This window comes from Streptomyces daliensis (assembly GCF_054782395.1).
On record NZ_BAAGSO010000094.1, the window covers coordinates 135,392 to 160,021 of the forward strand.

The window sequence follows — 24,630 nt, forward strand, 5'->3', positions numbered from 1 at the left end:
TCCAGCGGCACCGGGCGCACGCGCAGCCGACGGCGTGCCGCCTCGGCGAAGGCGTAGCAGGCGGCGTCCGCGTCACCGGCCCCCGTACCGGCCAGCACCACCACGCGGGGCGCGGCCGTGCCGCGCACCGGATCGCCGCGGACGACGACGAGCGGCGCCTGAAGCGGCGTCAGAAGGCGCGTGGTCCCGGCGTTCGCCGGTGCGGGAAGCGAGAAGGGGAGCGCGTCATGGACGTCATGGAGGTCGTGGTGGGCGTCGACGGGTCCGCTGGCAGCTTCGCGGCGGCGGAGTGGGCCGGGTGCGCGGCGGACACGGCCGCTCGCGCGTTGCGACTCGTGCACGTCGCGAAGCCGCGCGTCGGGACCTCGCCGTGGGGCGGCGACGGGGCCGGACGGATGCTGGACCGCCTCGGTACCGCTCTCGCCGCGCGGCGTCCCGGTCTCAGATGGAGCGGGAAGACGCTCTCCGGGGACCCCGGCTCCGCCCTGGCCGCGGCCGGTGACGGCGCCGGTCTGCTGGTGGTGGGCGCGCGGGGCGCTGGTGGTTTCCCCGGGCTGCTGCTCGGGCGCCACCTGTAACGCGAAGCCGACGGCGGGTGTGGTCTCGTTCTCCGCGAACGGTTCCCGGCCCGCCCGCCGGGCCACGACCAGCACGCCCCGCACGCCCTTGCCCGTGTCCAGCGGCAGCGCGAGCGCGGGCCCGAAACCCGCCCAGGGTCCCGGGGCCTTCTCCACCCGGGGATCGTGCTGGATGTCGGCGCTCGTGGCGGGCTCCCGCGTGTGGAAGGCGGCGCCCATGAACCCGTCCTCGTGCGGCAGGACGACTCCCCTGTGCGCCTGGGCGCCCTCCCCGACAGCGAAGCTCGTCCGCAGTCCCTCCGCGCCCTCCAGCGGCACCGCGACCACGCCCAGGTCCGCCGAAATGATCTCCCGCGCCCGGCTGACGACCAGTTCCAGTACCTCCCCGCGTGCCGCGCCCGACAGCAGCGCCCCCGTGATCTCGCCACTCGCCGCCGCCCACCGCTCACGGCGCTGTGCCTCCTCGTAGAGCTGGGCGTTCTCGATGGCGACGCCCGCGGCGACGGCGAGGGTGGCGAGAACGGCCTCGTCCTCGGCGTCGAACTCCTCGGCCCCGCGCTTCTCGGTGAGGTAGAAGTTGCCGAACACCTCGTCCCTGACCCGGATGGGCACCCCGAGGAACGAGCGCATCGGCGGATGCCGGTCGGGAAAACCGTACGAGGCCGGATGGTCCGACAGCTCGGCCAGCCTCAGCGGCTCCGGATGCCGGATGAGCTGGCCCAGCAGGCCGTGTCCCCTGGGCAGGTCGCCGATCTCCGCGACCTGCTCGTCGGCCATCCCCACAGGCAGGAACTGCGCCAGCTCCTGCCCCTCCCCCACCACACCCAGCGCACCGTACTCGGCATCCACCAGCACCACAGCCGCCTCGACGATCTGCCGCAGCACCTGGGACACTTCCAGCCCCCGCCCGACCGACAGCACCGCCTCCAGCAGCCCGTGCAGCCGGTCCTGCGTCCCGCGCACCGTGCTGATCCGCCGCTCCAGCTCCTCCAGCAGCTCATCGAGACGCAACCGTGGAATGCTCCCCGCACCACCGCTGTCCATCGTCACCCCTACGGCACTCGCGTCCTGGCCCGGAGGACTCAACGTAACGGCTCAGGCCCGGGCCGCCACATGGGCAGCCCCACAATCCGGACCTCGGTTCCCGGCACGCGGGAAACCGGCCACCGGGAGCCACCGGGAGCGCGCCCCCTTCCGGCCCGGCGGCCGAGAAGTGGCCCGTTCGGTCCCTGTCCCTCCGCGCCGGGCCGTCGCACGGTTCTCGTACGGGAGGGGCGATGTGCGGTCCCCTCCCGGACACCAGGCCCTACGCAGGACGACAAGAGAGGAGCGCACATGCCCAGCCATATACTCGTCGCCTACGGCAGCAAGAACGGTTCGACGCGGGAGATCGCGGGTTGGATCGTCGACGCCCTGAACTCGGCCGGATGCGAGGCCGTGGCCGAACCCGCGGCCGACGTCCGCACGCCCGCGCCCTACGACGCCGTCGTCCTGGGCGGCGCCCTCTACGCGGGCTGCTGGCACCGCGACACCGCGCGCTTCGCGCGCCGTCACACGCCCGTCCTGCGCGACAGACCCGTCTGGCTCTTCAGCAGCGGCCCGCTCGACAGCAGCGCCTCCGAGCGGGAGATCCCGCCCGTCCGGCAGGTGCGGCGCATGGCCGAACGGCTCGGCGCGCGGGGGCACATCACCTTCGGCGGCAAGCTGGACGCGGACGCCGAGGGATGGATGGCGCGCCGCATCGTCGCCGCCGGGCAGGGCGGCGACCACCGCGACCCCGACAGCGTCGCGTCCTGGGCGACCGGCATCGCGCGGGAGCTGCGCCGCACCTCCCTCACCTCGTGAGCACCGGCCGCGCGCCGGAGGGCCCCGGGTCCCGGGCCCTGGCTGTCGCTAAGGGCCGTTCGCCGGTGCTCCCGAGGCTGTCCGGCCCTTCACCCCCTCTCCGTCGCGGCGAAAGGGTGGCACCGACAGCCGAGCATCGGACCGGAGGAGGAACCGGCCATGCGTACCGTGCCCCTCGACGCGGCCACCCTGGAGAACCTGATCTCCGCCGCGGTGGCAGCACCCTCGATCCACAACACGCAGCCCTGGCGCTACCGGCTCGATCCCGAGGCCCTGACGCTCGCCGTGCGCGCCGCCGCCGAGCGGGGACTCCCGCGTACCGACCCGGCGGGCAGGGCGTTGCATGTGTCCGTCGGCGCCGCCGTGTTCAACCTGCGGATCGCCGTCTCCCGGCACGGCTGGCACCCCGTCGTCCGCCTGCTGCCCTCCCCCGACGACCCCTCGCTGCTGGCGACCGTGCGGCTCGCCGGGACGGCCCGTGCGGGTACGCCCCACCGCCCGGAGCTGTACGAGGCGCTCTGGCACCGGCACAGCAGCCGGTTCCCCTTCACCGGGCATCCCGTCCCCGATGAAGTGCGGGCCGAGCTGACGGAGGCCGCGCACGGCGAGGGCGCCACGCTCCGCTTCCCCGCCGCTCAGGAGGTTTCCCGGCTGCTGGCCCTCACCGCGGAGGGCGAACGCCGCGACGCGGAGGACGCCGGCCGCCGCGCCGAGACGCGCCGCTGGCTCGCCGGTCCCGACGGCGGAGGGCTGGGCCTGGCTCCCGCCACGCTCGGGCCCCAGGACGCGCAAGGACACGTGCCCGTACGGGACTTCACCGGTGCCAGTCGGCCCGACGCACTGCCCAGCCTGTCCTTCGAGCCCCGTCCCACCGTCGCGGTGCTGTCCACGCAGCACAACCGGCGGGTCGACTGGCTGCGTGCCGGGCAGGCGCTGGAGCACGTGCTCCTGCTGGCCACCGCCCACCGCCTCCGCGCCTCCCTGCTGCACCAGGCCCTCGAATGGCCCGACCTGTGCTGGGCCCTGGGGCGTGCGGAACTGCCCGCTCGCCATGTCCAGATGCTGATCCGTCTCGGCTACGGCCCGCCGGGACCGGACAGTCCCCGGCTGCCGCTGGAGGCGGTGTACGAGAGCGGGGCCCGCGCCGTCCGGTGAGACGGCGACGGCGGGGCCCATCGACGGGTTCCGGCCCGAGCCCGGATTCCGGCCCGGAGCCGTCGCGGTGACGGCTCCGGGCCGGTCCTGGCTGTCACTCGTGCGGCACGACGGCGACGGGGGCCGTGGCGTGGTGGATGACGGCATGGGCCACCGAGCCGGTGTGGGCGCCCAGCGGAGAGCTGCGGACGCGGCGGCCGACGACCACCAGGGAGGCGTCGGCGGACGCGGCGACGAGGCGTTCGCCGGGCCGGCCCGTCAGCACCTGCTCGAAGACCGGGACTTGGGGGTACTTGCCCCGCCACGAGCGCAGAACCTCGGCGAGCGCTGTGGTCGCGCGGGAGGCGAGTTCCGCCATGACCTCCTCGCCGACCAGTCCGGGGTCGAAGTCGTAGACGGTCGGCGGGGACCAGGTGTGGACGACGCGCAGGCCGGTCTCGCGCCGGGCCGCCGCCTCGAAGGCGTGGCCGATGACGTCGTCGTCGGGCCTGGCCAGATCGAGGCCGAGCACCACGTTGCGGTAAGCGGTGCCGACGGCCGGCTCGTCCCCGGTGCCGGCCCCGGTGCCGGCCCGGTACTCGTCCTGGGCACGTTCGCCGGCGCGGACGAGCACGACGGGGCGTTCGGCCCTCGCCACCGTCGCCATGGCGACCGAACCGACGAGGAAGCCCACCATCGCGCCGAGTCCCCGGGAGCCGAGCGCCAGCACCTCCGCGTCCTTGGAAGCGGCGAGCAGAGTGGTGGCGGTCTCCCCCTCGAAGCGTTCGGCGCTGACCTCCAGCCCCGGATGGCGCCCGCTGATGTCGGTGCCGACCTCGCGGGGTATGCGCTCGGCCCAGTGCCGTTCGGCCTCGGCGGAGAGAGCGCCAGGAGCAAAGGTGTAGGGCGCCCAGTTCCAGACGTGCACGATGCGCAGGGGCAGCTTCCGCAGCAGCGCTTCGCGGGCCGCCCAGTCGGCGGCCGCGCGGCTTTCGGGGGAGCCGTCGACGCCGACGGTGACGGTACGGGTCATGGCAGACACCTTCCGGTGAGGCGGGCGGGGCGAGTTCCTGTTTCCAGCGTCTTGGCGGGTGTTCGCGGAGAAGAGGGGCCACAAGGCCCTGGGGAGCGGTCCACCCGGCCCTGCCCCGTGGCTTATCGAGGCCCTGGGACGAACGGACCGGGTGTCAGGCGAAGCGTCGGCCGTCGGGCGTAGCGAGGTCAGCGCAGCCAGCGGTGGTCGCGTACGTACGGCAGCCGGGACCATGTCCTGCCCAGTCCCCAGGTGTCACCGGCCGACAGCGCCGCGAGGACGATCAACGCGGCGGCGTACACCACGTGGTAGTCGATGAGCGGGTTCGTGGACATGCTGGGCGAACCGTCGGACAGGTGCTGTGCGAGGGGCCATTCCGCCGCCCACATCAGCGCCATCATGACCGTCCCGGCCAGCGCGGCGAGCCGCAGCACGACCCCGGCGAGCAGCGCGACACCGATCCCCAGCAGGCCGAGCATGAACAGCCAGTCGGCCCAGGCGTCCCCGGCCCAGTTGTGGAACGGGGTCTCCAGGGGGCCGACGGCGACGCCGCCGAGGAACCCCTCCGTGGGCGAGCCACCGTCGATCCAGCCCTTGCCCGGGGGTGTGGCGTAGTGCCAGCCGAAGGTCTTGTCGAGGAACGCCCAGAGGAAGACGAACCCGGTGACGACGCGGACCGAGGCGACGACGCGGGACGCCGACACCGTCGCCGTCGCCGCGACGGCGGCCGTTTCCTCCCCCGGCCTCGCGGCCCTCGCTGTACCGGCCTTCCGCCGGACCGGCCGGAAACCGTGCCGGTGGTGTGCGGGCTCGTGCACTGCCATGGCTCTCCACCCCTTTCGTCTCAGTTCCGCGTTCGGCGCTTCTTCCACCACGCTTCGCGCTTCACGGATCGGTACGTCCTGTTCCGCTCCCACGGTGCCGCGTGCCGCGCCCGCCGCGCCGGGGCCGCACAGGCCACTCCGGCGGGTCGTCCGGGTACGGTTCGCCGGGCCGATGGGCGGGTCCGGGCGGCTCCGCCCCGGCCGGTTCCCGCCGTCGGCAGACCGGCCCGCCCCCGTGCCGTGCCCTCTCCGCAGGGCCGCCCGGCCCCCCTGGCCGGCCCCCTCGGTCCCTTCCGCCGTCGCGGCCTCGCCCCGAGCATGGCGGTGCCGATGCCTCCGTGGCCGACGCGGCTCCGTGCCGACGCGACTCCGGAGGACTGTGCCCCTCTCCGCCCATCCGCCACCGCATGGAGGCCCCCGTGCCCGCGACCCCCAGCACATCAAGTGGCTGAAGGTCTCCCGCACACTGCCCTGGCGCCGCCCCGTCCCCTCGCTGAACTACCTGCTCACCTCGCATGTGTGGCGGCAGGACCACAACGGCTTCTCCCACCAGGACCCCGGCTTCGTCGACCACGTCCTCAACAAGAGCCCCGAGGTGGTGCGGGTCTATCTGCCGCCGGACGCCAACACCCTGCTGTCGGTGGCCGATCACGCGCTGCGCAGCCGGGACTACGTCAACGTCATCGTCGCGGGCAAGCAGCCCTGCTTCGACTGGCTGAGCATGGCCGAGGCCCGCGCCCACTGCGCGCGCGGCGCCGGGATCTGGCCGTGGGCCGGGAACGAGGACGGCGGCCGCGAACCGGATGTGGTCCTCGCCTGCGCCGGGGACGTCCCCACCCAGGAGACCCTGGCCGCCGCGCGACTGCTGCGGCAGCACCTGCCCCGGCTCGCGGTGCGCGTCGTCAACGTCGTCGACATGACCCGGCTGCTGCCGCACGAAGAACACCCGCACGGCATGACCGAGGCCGAGTTCGACGCCCTGTTCACCCGCGACAGGCCCGTCGTCTTCGCCTACCACGGCTACCCCTGGCTCGTGCACCGGCTCGCCTACCGCCGCACCGTCCACCCGCATCTGCACGTGCGCGGGTACAAGGAGGCGGGCACCACCACCACGCCCTTCGACATGGTCGTCCGCAACGACCTGGACCGCTACCGGCTGGTGATGGACGTCATCGACCGGGTGCCTGACCTGGCGGTGCGGGCCGCCGCCGTACGTCAGACCATGGAGGACACCCGCACCCGCCACCACGCCTGGATCCGCGCGCACGGCACCGACCTGCCCGAGGTCGCCGACTGGACCTGGGCCGACTGAGCGCCACACGCACATGCGCCGCAACAGGTTCCGGGACGTCGAGGGCGGTACCGTGCAGCCCTCGGCGAGGGACCTACGGCCCCTGAGCACGGCCGCGGCGAACGGCGAACCTGGAACACACAGGTGCCGTGGAGCAGGCCGCGCCCGCGGCCCGCGCTCAGAGCGCGTCCGCGCCCGGAGCGCCCACCGCCCGAGACGATCCGAGGTGTGTCATGCCCCGCCCCGTCGCCGCCGGGGTGGACGGCTCGCCCGAAAGCCTCGCCGCCGCCGGGTGGGCCGCGCGGGAGGCGGTACGCCGTGGCCTTCCGCTCTGGCTGGTGTACGCCGACGAGACGCTCCCCACCGGAGCACTGACCGTGCCCAGGGAACGCGCCGAGGAGTTGCTCGACCGCTCCCGTGCGCTGCTCTCGGCACGCCATCCCGGCCTGAAGCTCGGCGACATGATCATGAACGGCCTGGACACGGTGGCCTCGACCGCGGCCCTGCTCCTCTTCGCCGTCCTCACCGTGCGGGCCGACTGGCGCATGTGGTTCAACGCCGCCCCCACCCTGCTGCTGATGGTCCTGCTCATCCTCGAAGTCGCGGATCTCGTCGTGCTGTTCATGGCGGCGTTCGCCGTGGCCCTGCTCGTCAACATCCGCGCCATCGACGACCAGCAGGAACTCATCAAGCGCCAGGCCGCCAACCCCGTCCCGGTGATGATGCTCGTCCTCGCGGCGGGGATCTTCACCGGCATCATGACGGACGCGGGCATGATCAAGGCGATGGCGGACGCGGCCCTCTCGATCGCTCCCGGCACCTGGGGCGCGGTCGTCCCCCTCTTCACCGCTCAGAAGACAGCGCTGCGCTGGGGCGTCCCGGTCTCCTCGCGTACATCGCCTTCGCCCTGCTGACGGGCGCCATCTCCATCGCGCAACGTCATCGAGGCGGTCGTCGCCATCACCGCCGGTTCCCTCTGCCGACGCCAGGGCGGACGCGTTCGGCACCTACCCGCCCGGATGCGACTGCTGCGAGCAGGCCGCCCGCGGACGCGGAGAGCACCCCGGCCGGCACCGGGGCCCTCTCCGCGTTCCAGGCCAGCGCGTCAGCCGTTGTCACTGGGCACGGCAGGTCCTGAGGTAGCTGAGGAACGACGCCTGCAACCCGGTCACGTGCGTCTCGTGCATGAGCGCGCTGGTGACGGATCCGCCGCGTGAGGTGAGGCGGTGCAGGAACGTGGCCGCGTTCTTCGCGAGATTCTGGTAGACCGCCAGGTCTCCGAGGATCTCGCGGTCGTTGAAGGTCACGTGAAGCTTGGTGGCAGGCAGGGTGTCACCCATCGCTTGAAGACGTGCGAAGACCTGACTGTCCGCGTTGACGATTCCGGGACTGCCCGCGCCGATGCTGTCGAAGAAGGTGCTGTTGGTGAGCCAGGCGTAGAGGCTGAAGAGTCCGCCGTAGGAGTAGCCGAAGAGGCCGTGACCGCTGCGGGCTGTGCCGTAGTCGCGTTCGATCCGCGGGTGCAGGTCGTCGGTAAGGAAGTTCAGGAACATGTCCCCGCGGCTGTCGCTCAATTCAGCGAGGTAGGCGTCGGCCTGCTCGCGAGTCATCGTGCCCGTTTCGACCCCCATCTCCACCGCGTCGATGTACTCCTTCGCGATGGGTTCGCCGGGGGGCACGAGGTCGCGGTTGCGCAACCGCTCCCAGTGCTCCGCTTCCTCGCCCGCGTAACCCACGCTGACTTGCACGTAGGGCTGAATCGACTGCATGGGGTCCAGTTGCGTGACGATGAGCGGGGCGGTCATGCCCACGGCCCAGTTGCCGTCGAGCACGTACACGACAGGTGCTTGCGCCGCGGCAGGGTCGTAGCGCGGTGGCGTGGTGACCCAGACGCCGTAGTCGTGCCCGCCGCTGGAGCGCATCTCGAAGTAGTCGGTGTGGGCGAGGCAGCCCTGCCACATGGCGCTCATCTGAGGTCCTTTACGATGCGGCCGGCCTGGATCACGAGGACGGCGTTGGTGGGGTCGGAGAACAGTTCCGGTTCTTTGAGCGGGTTGCCGTTCCAGAGCACGAGGTCTGCCTGCGCGCCGGGAGCGATGACACCCACCTGGCCGGACAGGCCGAGGATCTCGGCGTTGGTCCTGGTCGCCGCCACGAGAGCTTCCATCGGCGTCTCGAGGGCCGCGCGCAGGCTGAGTTCTCTGCCGCGACGGTCCTGGGCCGGACCGATGAGATCGGAACCCAGCCCGATCCGTACTCCCGCGTGCTTGGCGGCAGCGAGCGCCTTCGTCATCCGCTCGCGTGTGCCCTTGGCACGGTCGCGGGTCGACTCGTCGAGTCCGGCTCCGGCGATGTCGTGCAGCAGTTGCTCGACGACGGCGAACGTGGGCACGAGGGCAACGTCGCGAGCGGCCATCAGGGCCGCCGTGGATTCGTCGAGGCCGGTGCCGTGCTCGACGCAGCGCACCCCGGCCTCGACCGCGTTGCGTATGCCCTCGTTGTTGTGGGCGTGAACCGTCACATAGGTGTTCCGTGCCGCAGCCTCTTGAACCGCGACAGCGATCTCTTCGACGGTGAACTGGGTGTCGGTCAGCCGGTCATGTGCGCCTACCACGCCGCCGGTCACGCAGAGCTTCAGGAAGGAGGCTCCGCGACGGAAGGCTTCGCGGACGTTGTGCCGCAGCTCGTCCGCGTTGCCCGCCATCATGGAGAGGGCGCACAGGCCCGGGATGTGGTGGCTGCTCCACAGCTCGGTGGGTTCCCATTCGGCACCGTAGTAGCCGTGCCCGCCGATCTGGCACTGAACAGGTCCGCACGACAGAACGCGCGGCCCTCTGACCTTGCCCTTCGCGATCGCGGTGACGACACCGCCGTCGATCCCGCCGGTGTCACGAACGGTGGTGAAGCCGGCGTCGAGCGTCGCGCCGGCCGTGGCGAAGATGTCCGCCGCGATCTCGGCGGCGCTTATCCGAAACGAGAAGTGCGGCTGGATCGGGCTCGACAGGCCCAGGTGGACGTGAGCGTCGATGAGGCCGGGCGTCATCGTCAGCCCCTCGGCATCGAGACGCTCGCCGTGCGCGCTGGAGGCACCGAGCTGGGTGATGCGGCCGTTCTCGATGGTGATGTCGAGGTTGCTGGGATCGCACCCCGATCCGTCGATGACCGTCGCGCCGACTACATGAGCAGGTCCCAAGGTCGATCCTCCGTCGTTGCGAGCTGACTGCGACCATGTGCGAAGCAACACGGAACCGCTCATCCATCTTTTCCAATGGATAAACTGTGGGAGTGATCCTGTCAACCTCGGAACGCAAGGGCAGCGCGCGCGAGCGACTCCTGGCACGGCTTCTCGACACCTTCGGCGACACCCTTCCCCCGCCGGAGATGTCGCTCCGTGAGATCGCCGCCCGGATCGAAACCAGCCACGCCCTGCTGCGATACCACTTCGGGGCGCTCCCGGGCGTCTTGGCCGCCATGCTCAAGGCGCAGCGGTCCCGTGACAACGAGTCACTCCTGGAGGCCGCCCAGCAGGGCACCTTCGACGATTTCGTCGAGGCGATCTGGCGCACTTACACCCGGCCGGAGCAGTTGTCGCGTGCCCGCGGCTTCTTCTACGTCGTCGGACTGGCCGCGTACGGCCCCGAGGGCTTCCGTGAGTTCGTGGAGTCGATCGGCGACCTGACCGAGATGCTGGCCTCACTCGCGGAACGCGAAGGGCTCGGCACGAAGGAAGCGCGGGATGTGGCCGCCGTCACCGTTGCCGCGATTCGCGGCCTCCTCCTGCAGGAAGTCCTCACTCCCGGGACCCGCTCGGAGGACGCGGTCACCTTGATCCTGCGCATGAGTCGGAAATGACGCGCCGGCCGTGGGCAAGGCCGCCGATGCCGGCCGGCCCCGTCCACGGGCACAGTTCCCGGACGACCGGGAGGTCACTTCATGCCTCAGCTACTGCTCTTGAGGCCGAAGCGTCTGATGACCGCTGTCCATGTCGAAGTCGCCGATATACCACTTTCCGTCGATCTTGTCGGTATTCACCTTGGCCGTGAAGGACTTCGGGTCTATACCGTGCGAGCGGGACAGCATGATGGCCCGCAGGGGCTTTCCGTCGACGGTGATCTTCGACGTCGGGACGACTGCCTTTTCGCCCTCGGGGGTGGGCGCGTCGACCTTCACCGTCGGCTTTCCGGAGGCATTCTGCGGCGAGAACGCCTTGCTCATGGACTTCAGGCCGGGGGCCAGCTTCTGCGTCGTCGACGCGTCACACATCTGGGGAGTGGCGGCCTTCGGGGACGAGCCGCTGTCCGGCGCCACGGAAAGCAGGCACGCCTGCTTCGCGTCCTTCTCGATGACCGCGGTGACCCAGGCGCTGACCGCGGAGGGCACGGTGGACCGGCCGCCCGCCTGTGCGCTGGAGCCGTCGCCCGACGGGGCCTCGGGGCTCTCCGAAGTGCTGCCCGAAGGAGAGGGGCTGCTGCTGTGCGAGGCGGAAGAGGTGTCCGAGCCGCCGCCCGAGCACGCTGCCATCAGCGGCGCCGCCGCCAGCAACGTGGCCGCGGCGGCCCAGCCCATGGCCCTCTTGCCGGGCTCTGGTCGTGCCATGACTTTCTGCTCCTCATCGTTCGGTTCTCGTCGCCCATCGTAAACACCCACGGACAACAAGCCGGGGGCACCCTACTCGCTCCGGAATTCCGGAAAAGAACGCGGAGCACAGTTCAATATTCGCTGTACCGCCCCACAGTGGTCTGTCATCTCTTTATGCGGAAAATCCGCCACTTCTTCGTGTCATGGTATTCACCGCCACTGTCGCCGAGGTCACGCAGGAAGAGCGATTCCGGCTGCTCGGAACAACCGGTCCCGGGAGGCCCCGGCCTGTTCGAAGTGAGCGTTGCCGCCCTTGAGTACGCCGTCGGACTTGAGCACCCGCCCGGCGACGACGACCAGGTCGACGTTGCCCGCATGGCCGCCCGCGACGATCGAGGCCGCGACGTCGGTGGCCGGCAGGAGGTTGGCATGGTCCAGGCGGATCATGATCAGGTCGGCTTCCTTGCCGGGAGTCAGACTGCCGGTGCGGTCGTCGATTCCGCAGGCGCGCGCGCCCTCGATGGTCGCGAAGGCGAGGAGGTCGGCGGCATCGAAGGTGGGCAGGTCCGGGACACGGTCCATGGGGCCCGCGGCTCCCGCGACGATCAACTGCTGGTACGCGAGCGCGGCACGCATCACGCCGAACATGTCGCCGCTGACGATGGTCTCGGTGTCGACGCTCAGGCTGGGGCGTACCCCGGCTGCCAGAAGACGATTGGTGGCGGGCTGGCCGAGGCCCGGCATGAAGACCTCCAGCGCGGAGGCGACGGATGCGGTGGCTCCGTGTGCGGCCAGCATCCGCAACTCGTCGTCGGTCGACGTGCAGCAGTGGATGAACGTCATGTCCTCCTTCAGGAGGCCCGCTTCGGCGAGTCGGCGGATGGCCTGCTGCCGGGCTCCCCATTCGCCGAGGCCCACGTGCATGCTGATGCGCAGGTCCAGCTCGCGGGCGAGACGGATGTCCTGCTCCGCCACATCAGGTGTGGACAGCTCCGGGCCGCGCAGCATCGCGTTGAGCGTGACCCGGGCGGAGTCGTCCGGCAGCACCTCGTTGCGGATGCGCCTGATGTCGTCGGGGTGCCTGCGGGCGCTGCCGAACTGCCACTGCTCGGCCTCCGTGGACGGCCAGCCGTGGTCGAAGACAGCGCGGATACCTGATTCCCAGTGGGCGGCGATCGCCGCGTCGGAGTGCTCGGGGCTGTTGCTGATGTGCGACTCGTCGCGCACCGTGGTCACGCCGGCTTCGAGGGACATCAGGTCAGCCGTCAGATTTCCGACGTGGACATCTCTCGGCTCGAAGTGCTGTCCGAGGCCGATCTGGACCTGGCTGCGGTACTCCTCGTAGGTCCACGCGGGCCCGAGATTGCGCAGCGCGCCCTGCCAGTTGTGGCGGTGCGTGTCGATGAAACCGGGGAGTACGGCGGTGCCGGTGCCGTCGATGACGCGGGCCCGGTCGTCTTCGACCTTCCGGCCGATTTCCTTGATCTTTCCATCGGCGACGAGGACGTCGCCCACGAAGTTGCCGAGCGCGGTGTCCTGGGTCAGCAGATACGCGCCCTTGATCAGGATGCGGTCGTCGTCCAGAGGCGTGTCGTACGACATGTGTGGTCCTTTCATGGCGGGGAGCCTTGTCTTGGGGGGGAGGGCTCAGGCGGACCGTGGTCCGTGAGCGGGGCCGTCGGCCGGTGCGCCGCGCAGGCGCGGAGAAGCGATCCGGACGGCTGCGAACGTGAGGACGGCTCCGAGGACGGTGAGGGCCGAGGGGGAGCCACTGCCCGACGGAACGAAGAGATCCAGCGCGATGGAGCCGGTCAACTGGCCGGCGATCGAGGCCATGCCGAGCAGCAGCACCCCGATGCGGTGGACGAGAAAGGCGGACGCCCCGATGAAGACCACACCGCACAGTCCGCCGAGATACATCCACCAGTCGGTGGGAAGCGGGTGGCCGGACGTTCCGCGGACAAGCGCCCTCACAGCCCAGACGAGACCGAGGAAGACCGCTCCGACGCAGAAGTTGAGCCACGTGGCGGCGAGCGGGGAGCCCGAGGCCGCACCGGCCGCACCGTTCATGGCCTGTTGCAGTCCGAGCGCGAATCCGGCGGCCAGGGCGCCCAGCGCGGGCAGGAGGACAGCCGCGGGAGCCGGCGTATCGGCGAACCTCGGCAGAGCCGAGAGGAGGGCGGCGACGAGGATGACGGCGGCACCGGCCGGCCGACGCGCTCCAGGCCGTTGCCTGGTGCCGCCGCCGATGCCCTTGGCGTCGACGATCAGTCCTCCCAGCGTCTGGCCCGCGATCGCCGACACGGTGAACACGGCGACGCCCGTCACCAGCACGGTCGTGGACTGAGCCAGCGCGAAGGTGCCGCCGAGCACCCCGGCGAGCAGATACCGCCGGGGCAGCCGCCCGTCCCGTGCGGCGGCGCCGAGGGCACGCAGGGCACGGCGCAGCCGCGGGGAGAAGAGGGCCAGGACGGTCATGAGGGACAGCCCGCCGCAGAAGCTGAGCGCGGCAGCCGCGATGCCGTCGTCGAGACGGTGGCTCAGCTCGCCGTTCAGCCGTGCCTGCACCGGGATCACCAGGCCGGCCGCGGCGGCCGCCGCCGCCGCCACCGCTGCCGGACGCCTGCGGCTGTGTGCCCACAGGAGACGGGCCGGAGCCCGGTGCTGCGGTGTGTGTGGTCATCCTGTCTTCCTCAGTGAGAGAGCGGGCCGTGTACCGTCGGCGGGCCCGGGGGCCGCGTACGTACATACGCGACCCCCGGCGCGGTCGGGGCGACGAATGCCGAACGGCGGTCAGAGAGCCGGCCCGGCGGACATCGCGGCGATGTCCTCCAGAATCGTCGGCCGTGACGGCGCCCAGCCCAGGACACGTCGGGCCGTGTCGCCCGACGCCTGCTGGTCCAGCAGCAGCGCCGCGCCGAGCGGTCCGAGCCGGTCCAGCGTCTGAACCACGGGCTCGGGCTGTACCCGGCCGGACAGGCCCAGGGAGCGGGAGACGGCTTCGGTGATCTCACGCACGGTGGGATTCACGCCGCTCGCGCCGAGGAAGTACGAGCCCGCCGGGGCCTGTTCCAGCGCCAGCACGTACAACTCGGCGAGGTCGTCCACGTGAACGGTGCTCCAGTGCTGGTCACCGGGACCGACCATCGTCAGGGCAGCCGCGTCCCCGGCGCTCCTGGGACCGGCGGCTACCAGGTTCAGCAGCCCGCCGCCATGGCCGTGGACCACGGCCGGGGCCACGACGGAGGAACGGACGCCGGGCGCGTTGCGGACGCGCCCCGCCATGGGCACGCGCCACGCGGCCAGTTCCAGGGGGATCATCGGCGTCGACTCGGTGATGGCACTGCCGCTGCCGTGCACCCAGACACCCGTGGTGTGCACGAACGGCTTGCCGGTGTTTCCCAGTGCTCGCAGCATGGTGGTGACCGCGGTCTCTTCGACGGCCGCGCTGGTCTCGTCGCCGGGCGATGCCAGATGGACGACGCCGTCGCTGTCCGAGACGAGCCGGTGCACGGTCTCGGCGTCGGCGTCGGCGTCGGCGTCGGCGTCGGCCAGGTCGGTGATCACCACCTCAGCGCCCTTGGCCCGGACGCCCTCCGCCTTGTCGGGGTTGCGCACGAGGGCGGTGACCCGGTGCCCCGTGGCGACGAGCCGGTCGAGTACGGAGCCGCCGATGTAGCCGGTGCCCCCGGTGAGCAGTACGCGCATGCTGATGCCGCCTCTTTCGTCTTTCGTCCGCTGAACGGAGGGAGGAGCGGACCTCGCAGCGCCAGCCGATTCGGGGCTCGGCGCCGGTCCGCACACCATGGTCACGTCGGTCAGATATCGTGTCCAACGAAAGATTGCGATGCCGTAATCGATAGAACCGATTAATGAGGGCGTGTGGATCAGAGGAGACTGGAGTACTTCGTCGCCGTCGCGGAAGAGCTGAACTTCACGCGGGCGGCTCAGCGCCTCCACGTCACACAGTCGACGCTGTCCGCGGGCGTCAAAGCGCTGGAGAGCGGCCTGAAGGCCGAACTCGTCCTGCGGTCGACGCGCTCCGTCCGGCTGACCGAGGCCGGAGCGGCCTTCCTGCCCGAGGCGCGCGCGGCCCTGGAGGCCCTCGACCGGGCCCGGGCGGCCGTCGAGCCCCGGTCGGCCGGTCTGCGCGGCAGCCTGTCGGTGGGCGTCCTCAGCGGTCTGACGGTCATCGACGTCCCCGCACTGGCGGGCGACTTCCACCGGCGCCATCCGGACGTGCGGCTGCGGATGGAGACGTCACAGCGAGGCACCGCCGGCTTGATCGAGAGAATCAGGGAAAGCCATGTCGATGCCGCCTTCGTCGGCACCGAGGTCCGCGACAAGCACCTGGTGGCCAAGGCGATCAAGAAGTACGACCTGCAACTGCTCGTGCCCGCGGACCACCCACTGGCAGGCCGGTCGGCCGCCCGGCTGGCCGACATCGCGGGTGAGACCTTCGTCGACATGCCGATCGGCTTCGGTCAACGGGAGACGGTGGACCACGCCTTCAGCCGGGCCGAACTCGCCAGACGCGTCCTCATCGAGGTGTCCGACATCACCACGATCCCGCAATACGTGGCCCACGGACTCGGCATCGCCTTTCTGTCCCCCGAGTTCGCGGAGTCGGCGGGTGCGGCCGTACGAACCGTGCCGCTCGCGGACGCCCAACTCTCCTGGACCCTCAGCGTGGTGACGTCGGCCACCCGCCCCCCGACGCGCACGTTGCACGCCTTCCTGGACCTGATCCCCCATCACATCAGGCGGGACCGGGTGTTCTGAGGTCCTCACCGCCCCCTGGAAGGGGCCGCGCCGAAGACACTCCTGGGTGGTGCCGTGCCCCGCGTGGCCTGTGCCTGCACATGGCGGGAACGGCTCAGCAGCGCATGAGCCGGCCGGTAGCGGTGGAAGGGGCGCAGCGCGGACTGCAAGGTGCTGATGGCCGAAATGGCCCGAGGGGAGGAGAGGTGCGAGACCTCGTCGAGGAACAGGGCGCAGTCGTGGCAGCCCGCGTCGAGGTTTCCCGCCCCCAGCCGGACCTGTGCCAGCCGGGCCCGCGTCAGTACCCGGGCCCGGCGCTGGTCGGGAAGGCGGTGGTCCAGCGATGTCTCCAACGCCCTGATGGCGGCCTTCGTCTCGCCGAGGGCCAGCAGTGCCTGGCCCTCTTGGAAGCGCAGGGCAGCCAGCGGGTAGGAGACGAGCTGGGGGGCGGAGGCCGGCGACGAGTCGCTCAGAGCACGCTCCGCCGAGGTCAGGTCGTCCAGTGCCGCACGCCGCTGCATGGTCCCGGCGTATGCGGCGGCACGCTGGGCCAGGACGAAGGCCCGCACCATGGGAGAGTCGCAGCGCCGTGTCACCTCCATGGCTCTGACCGAGAGTGCCAGGGCCCGCTCGTGGAATCCCAGCCGGGACGCCTGGGTGCTCATCGCCCGCAGCACGGTGGCCTCGAGGGTGGCGGCGCCTGCGTGCGCCGCGATCTCGGCCGCTGTGCGGTAGTAACGCTGTCCGAGCCCGTGCAGGTTGCTGTCCGCGCTCATCATCCCCAGGACGTGCGCGCCGAGGGCGACGTCGGCCAGCAGCCTCCGCTGTCGCGCCTCGTCCCGCACGCCGTTCAGCGCTGATACTCCGTCGTCCGCCAGGTAGGTTGCCAGCGCCGTGCGGGCATGGAGACCGCCGTACAACTCCATCTGCTGCCAGAAGACCGTGACCATGTCCGTCAGAGCACCGTCCGCGACCAGGGCTCCGTCCGCGACGGCCCGCGGGCCCTCGTCCCGCGACGCCGGTGCTTCACCGGGCGCGTGCTGGGGCGGTACGCAGGTGAGCGACGGTTCGTACACCAGACGGCGCAGCGACTGTCGCTGCCGGGGGTCGGTATCGGCTCGGCTCATGGACGCCAGCCGCCGGACCGGGTCGCTGTCCGAGACCAGGTCGGTGACCGCTTGCTCGGCCGAGCGCTTCGCCGGGAGAAGTCCCGTCTCCGCCTCGGTCACCAGGCGCCCGGTGCGCGCGGTCAGCGCCTGCGCGACGAGGGCGGGCACAGGGCTCCGGGGCCGGGAGCCCGCCGCCCAGTGAGCCACCGAGGTTCTGTCGTAGCGCAGCGGAAGGCCCTGTGCGTGCCCCCGTGCGTTGACCTCCTGGGCGAGAGAACGACCCGACCATTCCGCCTCGGCGAGCAGACGGGGCAGACGCTTGTTGGGCACGCGGCGGCGCGGCATACAAGCTCCTAGGTGGCAATTGTTCTTCCTGGGAGAACACTTTCACCCGGCACGTCAGCCTAGAGAGTCCGGCACCGGAACGGCAACCAGGAGAAAACAGAATGATGTGCGCGCGGGATCGCAGGGGCGCGTGATGCCGTAAGGGGTATCTGCGCACTCCAGAGGGGCCGTTTCTGCTCGAATCCGTGGTGTTCAACGTGTTCACGCCTTCATGTGTCATCACCCTACCGCAAGGGAATGTTTCATGTTTCCGTGAGAAGTACGTGCTGCCTGCGGCCCCGCCGCAGGCCATACGGAAGAAAAGGGGTGATGCCGACGGAACGGCGAAACACGGCAATGCCCCTTGGAGGGTGATCATGGAGAAAGTGACTGGCTCAGATTTACTGCGCCAGCGGGAAAAAGATTCAGCCGATGTATTCTCATCGTGTTCGGTAACACACCCGAGACAGTCCCTGCACTTCCTTGGCCCCCCGGTCGTTCATGGGAAACGCGGGAGCATGGCACTGCCCCGGGCGCGACGCTTCAACCTTCTCGTCACGCTTCTGGCGGCCGACGGAAAGCGGGTCGAGTATCAGCGCCTGGTCGACGAGGCTTGGCCGGAGCATCCCCCCGCCGACTCACGCAACGCGCTTCAGGCGCAGATATCCAGGCTGCGCAGGGACCTCCGGTCCTGGGGATTCCTTCCTCAGGACGTGTCCCTGGCCAGTTGTTCCCCCGGATACGTGCTGGCGGTCGACCAGGGAATCGTCGATTTCCTGGCGTTCGAACACCAGGCGACAGAGGTGATCCGGTCAGCTGGCGCAGGAGGGGATCAGCGTAGCGTCATGCGCCGGGCGGCCAGGGCGCTCTCCCTCTGGCGGGGGACTCCGATGGCGGGCTGGGAACTCGGCATGGAAACCCGCATCCTGCGCAGTCAGTGGGAGGAGCTGAGACTGTCGGTGGAGAGGAAACGCCTCGAATGCGCTCTGAGTATCGGTGACTTCGATTTCGCCGTGCCGGAACTGCTGGAGCTGTGCGAACGGAACCCTCTCAACGAGACGTTCCACAGACAGCTTTCCGTCGCGCTCTTCCGTTCGGGACGACAGGCTCATGGGCTGCACGTGCATCGGGAGTTCGGGGCCAGGCTGATGCGCGAACTCGGCGTACGGCCGTCTCATGAGTTCCGTTCGGCCTTGACCGACCTCCTCCGGGAATCCGCCTGAAATCCTCCCGGCATGTGTGTTCCCCGGCGCTTAAGTGCCGGGGAACACACATGCCCTCATCCGTTCAGAGGCCGACTCCCAGGCCACCGCTGACGGGCACGGTGGCTCCGGTGATGAAGGAGGCCGACTCGTCCGCGAGGAACCCGACCGCCGCCGCCACCTCGTCAGCGGTGCCCGTCCGCGCCAGCGGAGTCCCCCGTAGATACCAGTCCCGCTGATCCTCGTTGAGGTGCTGCGTCATTTCGGTGTCGATGAGCCCCGGAACGACCACATTGACCGTGATCCCATGACGTCCCAGCTCCCAGGCGAGCGTCCGGGTCATCCCCAGGAGCGCCGCCTTCGACGCCGCATATGCGGTCACCCCGGGGGCACCGCTGAAGGCGGCCATCGAGGAAATGTAGATCAACCGGCCCCAGCGTGCCCTCAGCATTCCGCCGATGCCCAGCCGGGCCAGACGCAGGGCCGATTTGGTGTTCGTCTCGATGAGGTCGTCGAAATCCGCGTCGGAGGTGGCGTTCATGGCGCTCTCGTGCAGCATTCCCGCGTTCGCCACGATGATTTCCGGAGCGCCTTGTGACTCCTTCACGTGCTTCACCGCGTGCGTCAGCTCCTCGTTGTCCCGTATGTCGCACCGGACCGCGAAGAAGCCATCGGGGGGAGCGCCACGCCGGTAGGTCACGGCCACCTTGTGGCCGCTCTCCCTCAGCCGGAGTGCTGTCGCGAGGCCGATGCCCCGGTTCCCGCCCGTCACCAGTACGGAACGGCGGGGGCCCGGCTGCTTCGCCCCGGCCCTGTCCTCGGATGGAGAACGCATGCTTCGCTCCTGTTCACACGGCGGATCGCCTGTGGTCGGCGTCGGAAATGGTGCGGAACCGCTCGGCCAGGAAGGTGAGCAGACCGTCCGCGCAGAGGTAGGTACGCCCCGGACAGCCGGTGGTCCGGACCGGCGCGGCGGACCGCTCCACCAGGGCGGGGGAAAGCTCTCCGAGGTCCGGGAGCCCCAGAGCGCGCCGGGTACCGGCCCGTGCGAGCAGCACCCCGAAGCCGCCCTCGGCGATGTGGTGCTCCCCGGAGAACGACATGGCCTGGCCCTGTACGAAATGGGCCCGTTCGCGTCCCATGCCGTTGAAGGCGACCACGTACGCGAGGTCGATGGCGCCGGTGATGAGATAGGTCCTGGCCACCCGTAGGGCGTCGGCCCCCGAGTTCTCCCCTTCGAGCGCGAACGCCGGCCCCATCAGTCCGTAGTGCTTCGACACCTGCGCGGCCGTCAGGTTGATGAGGGATCCGGCGAGGGAGTAGCGGCTGATCCCGTGCGCCGCCCGTAGTTCCGAAAGGACCTTCTCCCACCGCTCACCGCTCGGGTCGGCCGCGCGGCCCGCCGGGGAGCGGCGGACAGCATCGGCATGGCAGCGCAGAACCAGTCGCAGATGGGCCTCGGTGGGGCCGAAGTGCGCCGCGAACACACCCGTGGTGGGGCGCAGGGCGGACAGTTCCTCCTCCCGCCCCGAGGTCAGCTCCGAGAAGAGCCGCAGCGCGGAGACATGGCTCTCGTCGAGCGCGTGCAGTTGGGGGCCTGGGATCAGGAACTCCCCGGCCGCCGGTTGGGGGTAGCCCCCGGCGAACCTCGCGGGCGGAGATGCCTCCGCCTCGCCGAGCAGCCAGGCGCGCAGCTCCTCGGCCGTCGCGCCTCCGGGCACGTCCGCCGCACATCCGACGAGAGCGATCGCCCCGGTGTCTCCGTCCTCGGCTGCCGGGCTCGACGTGTGTTCACGCGCGGACTCCGGATCCGGGGCGACAAGGGTGTGGATGTTCGTGCCGCCCAGCCCGAATCCGTTCACGCCCACGAAGGGGGGCTCACTGCCGTTTCCGTCGAGCGGGGTGTGCGACACCGGGACCTGGAGGTCCTCGCCCAGGTCGCAACGTGCCGAGGGGGCTCGGTGGTCGCGCTGGGCGGGTACGGTCCGGTGCCGGAGCCCGAGCACCGCGTGGATCAGGGAAGCGGGCCCCGCCGCCGCGGAGCCGTGCCCGATCAGGTTCTTGTTGGAGGTGAGGTAGCGGGGGCCGTCGTCGCCCGTCGGGGGGTAGGCCCTGTTGACCGACATGGTCTCCGTCGCGTCCCCGAGCGGTGTGCTGGTGCCGTGGGACACCACCCAGCGCACGGCTTCCGGATCCAGGTCGCACGATTCCAGGGCCCTGGTCAACGCGATGCTCTGTCCTCGGACGTCGGGGGCGTTGATTCCCTTGCCGCGTCCGTCGTGGGACATTCCGCTGCCGACGACCACGGCGTGCACGGTGTCGTTGTCCCGGCGGGCCAGGTCGAGACGCTTGAGGACGACGACGGCCGCCCCGTCGCCGAACAGGGTCCCGTTCGCTTCCTCGTCGAAGGGGGCCAGGGCGCCGTGGGAACTCTGGCCGTCGGTCTGCGTCGTACCGATCAGTACCGCGGGGGTGAGGGCGAAGGAGCCGCCGCACACCGCGATGCCGTGTGTGCTCGACCAGACCGCCCTGAGCCCCGCGTCGATCGCGGCCATTCCGGAGGAGCACGCCGAGTCGACAGCGAGTACGTCCGTGTCACGGGGCAGGAGGCCACGGGCCGCACAGCGGACCAGTTCGCGGGGCAGCCACCGTGCGGGTACGGGGGACTCCCCCGGCTCAGGGGAAGGCCCCGCCCCGTGCTCGTCCGGTACCTCGACGAGCAGCCGGAACAGCCCCTTACGGGCAAGGGCTTCCTCCAGTTCCAGGATGCCGAAGGGCTGGACGGCCATGGAGCACAGCACCGGTTCCGCCGACGGCACACGGACGTCCTGGAGCGCTTGTGCGAGGCAGTGCCGCAGCCAGGTCTCCACCCGGCTGGCCTCTCCGTCCGCCGGCCCGCCGGGAGTGTCCGTCCGCGGCGCGTCCGAGTGCAGATAGGCGGAGACGCGGCCGCGCACCTTGTCCGCCTCGCGGTGGTCCTCCGAGTAGAAGTCGCCGATGTCGAAGGCGCTCGGTTCGCTGAAGGGGACGTGGCCGTCCATCAGCACATTCCAGTACTCCTCGGGCGAGGAAGCGCCGGGGACGATGATGCCCATCCCGACGACAGCGGCCAGTGGTTCCGTGGGGTGCAGCGGTTCTTTCATCCTTCAGGTCCTCCACTTCGGATCCCGTCGGCCACGCTCACACGTCGTTGACCCGAAACTGCTGGAAGTAGGAGTGCACCTTCGCGTCGGCGTACTCCTGGGCGAGCCGGGGCACGTCGTCGAAGGAGTAGGTGTCGATCGCCTCCGACGGGGCGAGCCAGCCGGTTGCCTCGGAGAAGGAGCGGATGGCGGGCGAGTCCTCGTACCGCCAACTGTGCGTGTGTACGTGCACATGCCGACGTTGGCACTCGGTGGCTCGTCCCACCGACAGTCGCATGCCGGCCTTCCAGCCGCACGTGGAGACGACGCCCTGCCTGCCGAGCGCGCGGAGTGTCGTGGGATGCAGCGGGCCACCGATGTTGTCGATGATGACCGAGCAGCCCCGGCCGTCGCTCAGTTCGTGGAGCAGCCGCAGCAGTGCTCGTTCCGACAGCCGCGACCGGCGGATAGCGGCGCTGCTCTCCCCCTCGCTGCCGAGGCCGGGGTAGTTCCGCCGGTCCACCGGAGTGATGCCCAGTGCGCCGATGAGTGCCAGCCGCTCGTCGCTGCTCGCCGTCATGGCCGTGCGGAAGCCGTTCCGCCGGGCCAGGTCCACCTCGGCGAGGGCCACTCCACCGCCCCAGGCGAAGACCAGATGCGAGGAGGGGTCGGCCGTGGGCATCTGGCTGCGCCAGCATGCGTGGGCGACGGACCAGTTGTCCCAGGCGGTGAAGTACCGGCTGTAGTGGACCCAGCGGGACAGGGGGTATCGGCTGTCGGGGTCCACCGGGAGGAGGCCGTCGCCGGGCATGAGGGTACGGGTCGCGAGCACACCGTGCGTTCCGGGTGCGTCGTAGGCGTGGATGAGTTCGGCGTAGCCGTCCGGATCACGCCTGCCGAACGGCAGCACCAGGCAGATGTCCCCCTCGGCAGCGGTCGGTCCTTCCCTGGCAGGCCGCAGCACCCGCACCACACCGGTGTTGCCCAGGATGAGGTACGGGTCGTTGCGCTGGCGGCACACGTCGACGGGTGACCGGTTCACCGCGTGCGTCATGTTCGCTTCCCATGACCCCAGCAGCGGCTCGACCAGCGCCTCGTCGTCCTGTGCCGCCCGCAGTGTCAGCCGGGTCCGCTCCAGTCGCCCCGGCTGTGCGGGCGCTCCTGCTTTGCCGGGGCGCAGTACCCAGGCGTCGACGCGGTTCACGGGACCTCCTCGGGGGCGGCTGACGGGGTCGGCTCAGGCGTGCCGCGGGCAGCCGCTGCCCGTGGCGGCCGGTGCTCCGTGCGGCTTCCCGCGATGTCCGGGCGAGGGGTTGCCAGGATGTCCAGGCTCCCTGTCGCCAGTACCTTCTCCCGCTGGTTCCGCAGGTCGAAGGTGAGCGTGGCCGTGTCGCCGAACGCGCCCGCCGGGCGCACGGAGCGCACCGTGATGGTGGCCGTCACCTCGTCCCCCGCGTATGCCGGACCCCGTACGTCGATGTCGAGGCGGTGACCCACCATGTCCAGCCCGTCGGTGAACATCGGAATGAGCGTGGCCAGCAGATAGAGGCCGTGCGCGAGGGGCGGCCGGTCGGTTTCCCCGCTCATGTGCCGGCTGTTCACGTCGCCGGTCAGCTCCCCGAACATTCTGATGATGTGCGGAGACACCGTCCGCCGGACGGTGAATCGCTGCCGGGGACGCAGTCCGGTCCTCATGTCGCTCTCTCCTCCGGGGCGGTCAGGCCGTCGTAATGTGCACGGCGTTCGTGCAGGTGATGAGGGTGCGTCCGTCCGGGGCCACGGCCGCGCAGAACGGGCCACCGTGCGACCCCGCGGGTACGCGCATCAGCGCAAGCTGCCCGAAGAGACACATCAGCTCTCTGTCGTCGCAACTGGTGAAGAAGTCGACGCGCTCGCAGGAGAAGGAGGGGGCCGGTTCCACTCCGTCCCTGTCGCGCGTCCGCTCCGTCGTGGACGCGAGGCACCACAGGCTGTTCAGGGCGAGGAGCGGGGTACGGTACCCGCTCGGGACAGCCTGTGGTGCCTCCGGTGGCTGTCCCGCCGTCCGGGGCCGGAACCGCCCCACGTACTCCCCGGCACGGCGGCCCGTCCGTACCGCGTCATCTGGACGGTCCACCCGGATCTCCCGGCGGAGGTGGACTGTCGCCTTGAGCCGCAGCGACCGGTCGGCGGCCGGTTCACCCGTCGCCTCTGGAGAGAGGGCGACCGTCACGGGGACGGCCGCGCGAGCGCCCTCGCGCACGGGCGGCTTCTCCGCTCGGGCGCCCGGTCCGGTGAAGGTACCGGTAGCCGGTCCGACCTCGACGCCGGTCAGCGAAGCGAGCCACCAGGTGCCCGGCAGCAGCGCGTGCGCCGCCTCCACGCCGTACTCCACGAGCAGGGTGGGCGGCACCCTCGGCCGCCGTCCACCGCCGTAGGCGACGCACAGCGCCCTGTCCTGCCGCGAGAACCGTTCGCGGTCCGCCGATCGCCGTTCATCTGACAGGGCGGCTGAGGTGGGGTCCCCGGTTCCCGCCTCCGGCCGGACGGCGGACGGTACCGGGGACTCCTTGTTCCTCACCGGTCCTCTGCCAGGCTGAGAACCAGGTCCGCCACGGCCGTCACCGTCGCGTACTCGGGAGCCCGCAGACCGTCGATGACATCGCTGAACCCGTAGCGCTCCAGGGCCCAGCCCAGGAGCGTGATCTGGTGGAGCGAGTCCACCCCGAGTTCCGCCTCGAACTCGCTGTCGGCGGTGACGACGTCCACGGGGTATTCCAGCTCCGACGCGTAGAACTCACGCAGTTCTTCGATCAGCTTTTCCTTGGGAGGAACGTGCATGTTCCGACT

General features: G+C 70.6%; 22 protein-coding genes and 2 pseudogenes. 8 read left to right on the forward strand and 16 right to left on the reverse strand.

The window, feature by feature from the left end; genetic code table 11:
- Window positions 1-236 precede the first annotated feature (236 nt).
- Complete coding sequence (locus ACYVOO_RS23105) at window positions 237-578, forward strand: universal stress protein (RefSeq protein ID WP_461018100.1); 342 nt, start codon at window positions 237-239, stop codon at window positions 576-578.
- Here ACYVOO_RS23105 and ACYVOO_RS23110 read toward each other — a convergent pair.
- Window positions 567-1,622 (reverse strand): annotated as a pseudogene (locus tag ACYVOO_RS23110) (GAF domain-containing protein); the annotation flags it as partial. The gene ACYVOO_RS23105 and the pseudogene ACYVOO_RS23110 sit on opposite strands and share 12 nt — an antisense overlap.
- Before the next feature lie 291 nt (window positions 1,623-1,913).
- Between ACYVOO_RS23110 and ACYVOO_RS23115 the strand changes: the two are divergent.
- Window positions 1,914-2,423: a flavodoxin domain-containing protein gene (locus ACYVOO_RS23115; protein WP_461017593.1), complete on the forward strand. Its 510-nt coding sequence runs from the start codon at window positions 1,914-1,916 to the stop codon at window positions 2,421-2,423.
- 159 nt (window positions 2,424-2,582) lie between these two features.
- Window positions 2,583-3,578: an Acg family FMN-binding oxidoreductase gene (locus ACYVOO_RS23120; RefSeq protein WP_461017594.1), complete on the forward strand. Its 996-nt coding sequence runs from the start codon at window positions 2,583-2,585 to the stop codon at window positions 3,576-3,578.
- 94 nt (window positions 3,579-3,672) lie between these two features.
- Here the strand turns inward: ACYVOO_RS23120 and ACYVOO_RS23125 are convergent, their stop codons facing one another.
- Both ACYVOO_RS23125 and ACYVOO_RS23130 read right to left on the reverse strand, forming a co-directional pair.
- Window positions 3,673-4,590, reverse strand: coding sequence for a universal stress protein (locus ACYVOO_RS23125; protein ID WP_461017595.1), 918 nt, complete (start codon window positions 4,588-4,590; stop codon window positions 3,673-3,675).
- A 188-nt stretch (window positions 4,591-4,778) separates the two neighbouring features.
- Entirely contained in the window at window positions 4,779-5,414 is a 636-nt protein-coding gene (locus ACYVOO_RS23130) for a hypothetical protein (protein WP_461017596.1), read from the reverse strand.
- A 433-nt stretch (window positions 5,415-5,847) separates the two neighbouring features.
- On the opposite strand from ACYVOO_RS23130, the pseudogene ACYVOO_RS23135 reads away from it, so the two are divergent.
- Together ACYVOO_RS23135 and ACYVOO_RS23140 are read left to right on the forward strand one after the other, a co-directional pair.
- Window positions 5,848-6,726, forward strand: a pseudogene (locus ACYVOO_RS23135) (phosphoketolase family protein); the annotation flags it as partial.
- Between the two features lie 212 nt (window positions 6,727-6,938).
- On the forward strand, window positions 6,939-7,619 hold the full coding sequence (locus tag ACYVOO_RS23140; RefSeq protein WP_461017597.1) for a universal stress protein: 681 nt from the start codon (window positions 6,939-6,941) through the stop codon (window positions 7,617-7,619).
- A gap of 201 nt (window positions 7,620-7,820) precedes the next feature.
- Here the strand turns inward: ACYVOO_RS23140 and ACYVOO_RS23145 are convergent, their stop codons facing one another.
- Together ACYVOO_RS23145 and ACYVOO_RS23150 are read right to left on the reverse strand one after the other, a co-directional pair.
- Window positions 7,821-8,675, reverse strand: a complete 855-nt coding sequence (locus ACYVOO_RS23145; protein ID WP_461017598.1) for an alpha/beta hydrolase — start codon at window positions 8,673-8,675, stop codon at window positions 7,821-7,823.
- Window positions 8,672-9,961: a metal-dependent hydrolase family protein gene (locus ACYVOO_RS23150; protein ID WP_461017599.1), complete on the reverse strand. Its 1,290-nt coding sequence runs from the start codon at window positions 9,959-9,961 to the stop codon at window positions 8,672-8,674. The genes ACYVOO_RS23145 and ACYVOO_RS23150 overlap by 4 nt, the downstream gene beginning before the upstream one ends.
- Before the next feature lie 23 nt (window positions 9,962-9,984).
- Between ACYVOO_RS23150 and ACYVOO_RS23155 the strand changes: the two genes are divergently transcribed.
- Window positions 9,985-10,557 carry a TetR/AcrR family transcriptional regulator gene (locus tag ACYVOO_RS23155; RefSeq protein ID WP_461017600.1) on the forward strand — a complete coding sequence of 191 codons (573 nt, stop codon included), beginning with the start codon at window positions 9,985-9,987 and terminating at the stop codon, window positions 10,555-10,557.
- Between the two features lie 90 nt (window positions 10,558-10,647).
- Here the strand turns inward: ACYVOO_RS23155 and ACYVOO_RS23160 are convergent, their stop codons facing one another.
- The 4 genes from ACYVOO_RS23160 to ACYVOO_RS23175 all read right to left on the reverse strand — a co-directional run bounded on the left by ACYVOO_RS23160 (window position 10,648) and on the right by ACYVOO_RS23175 (window position 14,991).
- Window positions 10,648-11,301, reverse strand: a complete 654-nt coding sequence (locus ACYVOO_RS23160; protein WP_461017601.1) for a hypothetical protein — start codon at window positions 11,299-11,301, stop codon at window positions 10,648-10,650.
- A 213-nt stretch (window positions 11,302-11,514) separates the two neighbouring features.
- The gene (locus tag ACYVOO_RS23165) at window positions 11,515-12,885 is read right to left on the reverse strand and encodes an amidohydrolase family protein (RefSeq protein WP_461017602.1); all 1,371 of its coding nucleotides are present in this window, start codon (window positions 12,883-12,885) and stop codon (window positions 11,515-11,517) included.
- Between the two features lie 45 nt (window positions 12,886-12,930).
- The gene (locus ACYVOO_RS23170) at window positions 12,931-13,893 is read right to left on the reverse strand and encodes a DMT family transporter (protein WP_461017603.1); all 963 of its coding nucleotides are present in this window, start codon (window positions 13,891-13,893) and stop codon (window positions 12,931-12,933) included.
- A 183-nt stretch (window positions 13,894-14,076) separates the two neighbouring features.
- On the reverse strand, window positions 14,077-14,991 hold the full coding sequence (locus ACYVOO_RS23175) for an NAD-dependent epimerase/dehydratase family protein (RefSeq protein WP_461017604.1): 915 nt from the start codon (window positions 14,989-14,991) through the stop codon (window positions 14,077-14,079).
- Between the two features lie 174 nt (window positions 14,992-15,165).
- On the opposite strand from ACYVOO_RS23175, the gene ACYVOO_RS23180 reads away from it, so the two are divergent.
- A complete protein-coding gene (locus ACYVOO_RS23180) occupies window positions 15,166-16,065 on the forward strand; it encodes a LysR family transcriptional regulator (protein WP_461017605.1) in 900 nt (299 codons plus the stop codon).
- A gap of 5 nt (window positions 16,066-16,070) precedes the next feature.
- Here ACYVOO_RS23180 and ACYVOO_RS23185 read toward each other — a convergent pair whose 3' ends face one another.
- Window positions 16,071-17,498: a hypothetical protein gene (locus tag ACYVOO_RS23185; RefSeq protein ID WP_461017606.1), complete on the reverse strand. Its 1,428-nt coding sequence runs from the start codon at window positions 17,496-17,498 to the stop codon at window positions 16,071-16,073.
- A 497-nt stretch (window positions 17,499-17,995) separates the two neighbouring features.
- Here ACYVOO_RS23185 and ACYVOO_RS23190 point away from each other — a divergent pair, with 497 nt between their 5' ends.
- Window positions 17,996-18,700: an AfsR/SARP family transcriptional regulator gene (locus ACYVOO_RS23190; RefSeq protein WP_461017607.1), complete on the forward strand. Its 705-nt coding sequence runs from the start codon at window positions 17,996-17,998 to the stop codon at window positions 18,698-18,700.
- Window positions 18,701-18,764: 64 nt separating this feature from the next.
- Here the strand turns inward: ACYVOO_RS23190 and ACYVOO_RS23195 are convergent, their stop codons facing one another.
- The 6 genes from ACYVOO_RS23195 to ACYVOO_RS23220 are packed head-to-tail and all read right to left on the reverse strand — an operon-like array spanning window position 18,765 to window position 24,621.
- Window positions 18,765-19,514 (reverse strand): SDR family oxidoreductase, encoded by a 750-nt coding sequence (locus ACYVOO_RS23195; RefSeq protein WP_461017608.1) that lies wholly within the window; start codon window positions 19,512-19,514, stop codon window positions 18,765-18,767.
- A gap of 13 nt (window positions 19,515-19,527) precedes the next feature.
- Window positions 19,528-21,822, reverse strand: a complete 2,295-nt coding sequence (locus tag ACYVOO_RS23200; RefSeq protein ID WP_461017609.1) for a beta-ketoacyl [acyl carrier protein] synthase domain-containing protein — start codon at window positions 21,820-21,822, stop codon at window positions 19,528-19,530.
- 37 nt (window positions 21,823-21,859) lie between these two features.
- Window positions 21,860-23,005 carry a zinc-binding alcohol dehydrogenase family protein gene (locus tag ACYVOO_RS23205; RefSeq protein WP_461017610.1) on the reverse strand — a complete coding sequence of 382 codons (1,146 nt, stop codon included), beginning with the start codon at window positions 23,003-23,005 and terminating at the stop codon, window positions 21,860-21,862.
- Entirely contained in the window at window positions 23,002-23,496 is a 495-nt protein-coding gene (locus ACYVOO_RS23210; RefSeq protein WP_461017611.1) for a MaoC family dehydratase, read from the reverse strand. Before ACYVOO_RS23210 ends, ACYVOO_RS23205 begins: the two co-directional genes overlap by 4 nt.
- 22 nt (window positions 23,497-23,518) lie before the next feature.
- Window positions 23,519-24,361 (reverse strand): hypothetical protein, encoded by an 843-nt coding sequence (locus ACYVOO_RS23215; RefSeq protein ID WP_461017612.1) that lies wholly within the window; start codon window positions 24,359-24,361, stop codon window positions 23,519-23,521.
- On the reverse strand, window positions 24,358-24,621 hold the full coding sequence (locus tag ACYVOO_RS23220) for an acyl carrier protein (RefSeq protein WP_453347303.1): 264 nt from the start codon (window positions 24,619-24,621) through the stop codon (window positions 24,358-24,360). Before ACYVOO_RS23220 ends, ACYVOO_RS23215 begins: the two co-directional genes overlap by 4 nt.
- Between the last annotated feature and the right edge of the window lie 9 nt (window positions 24,622-24,630).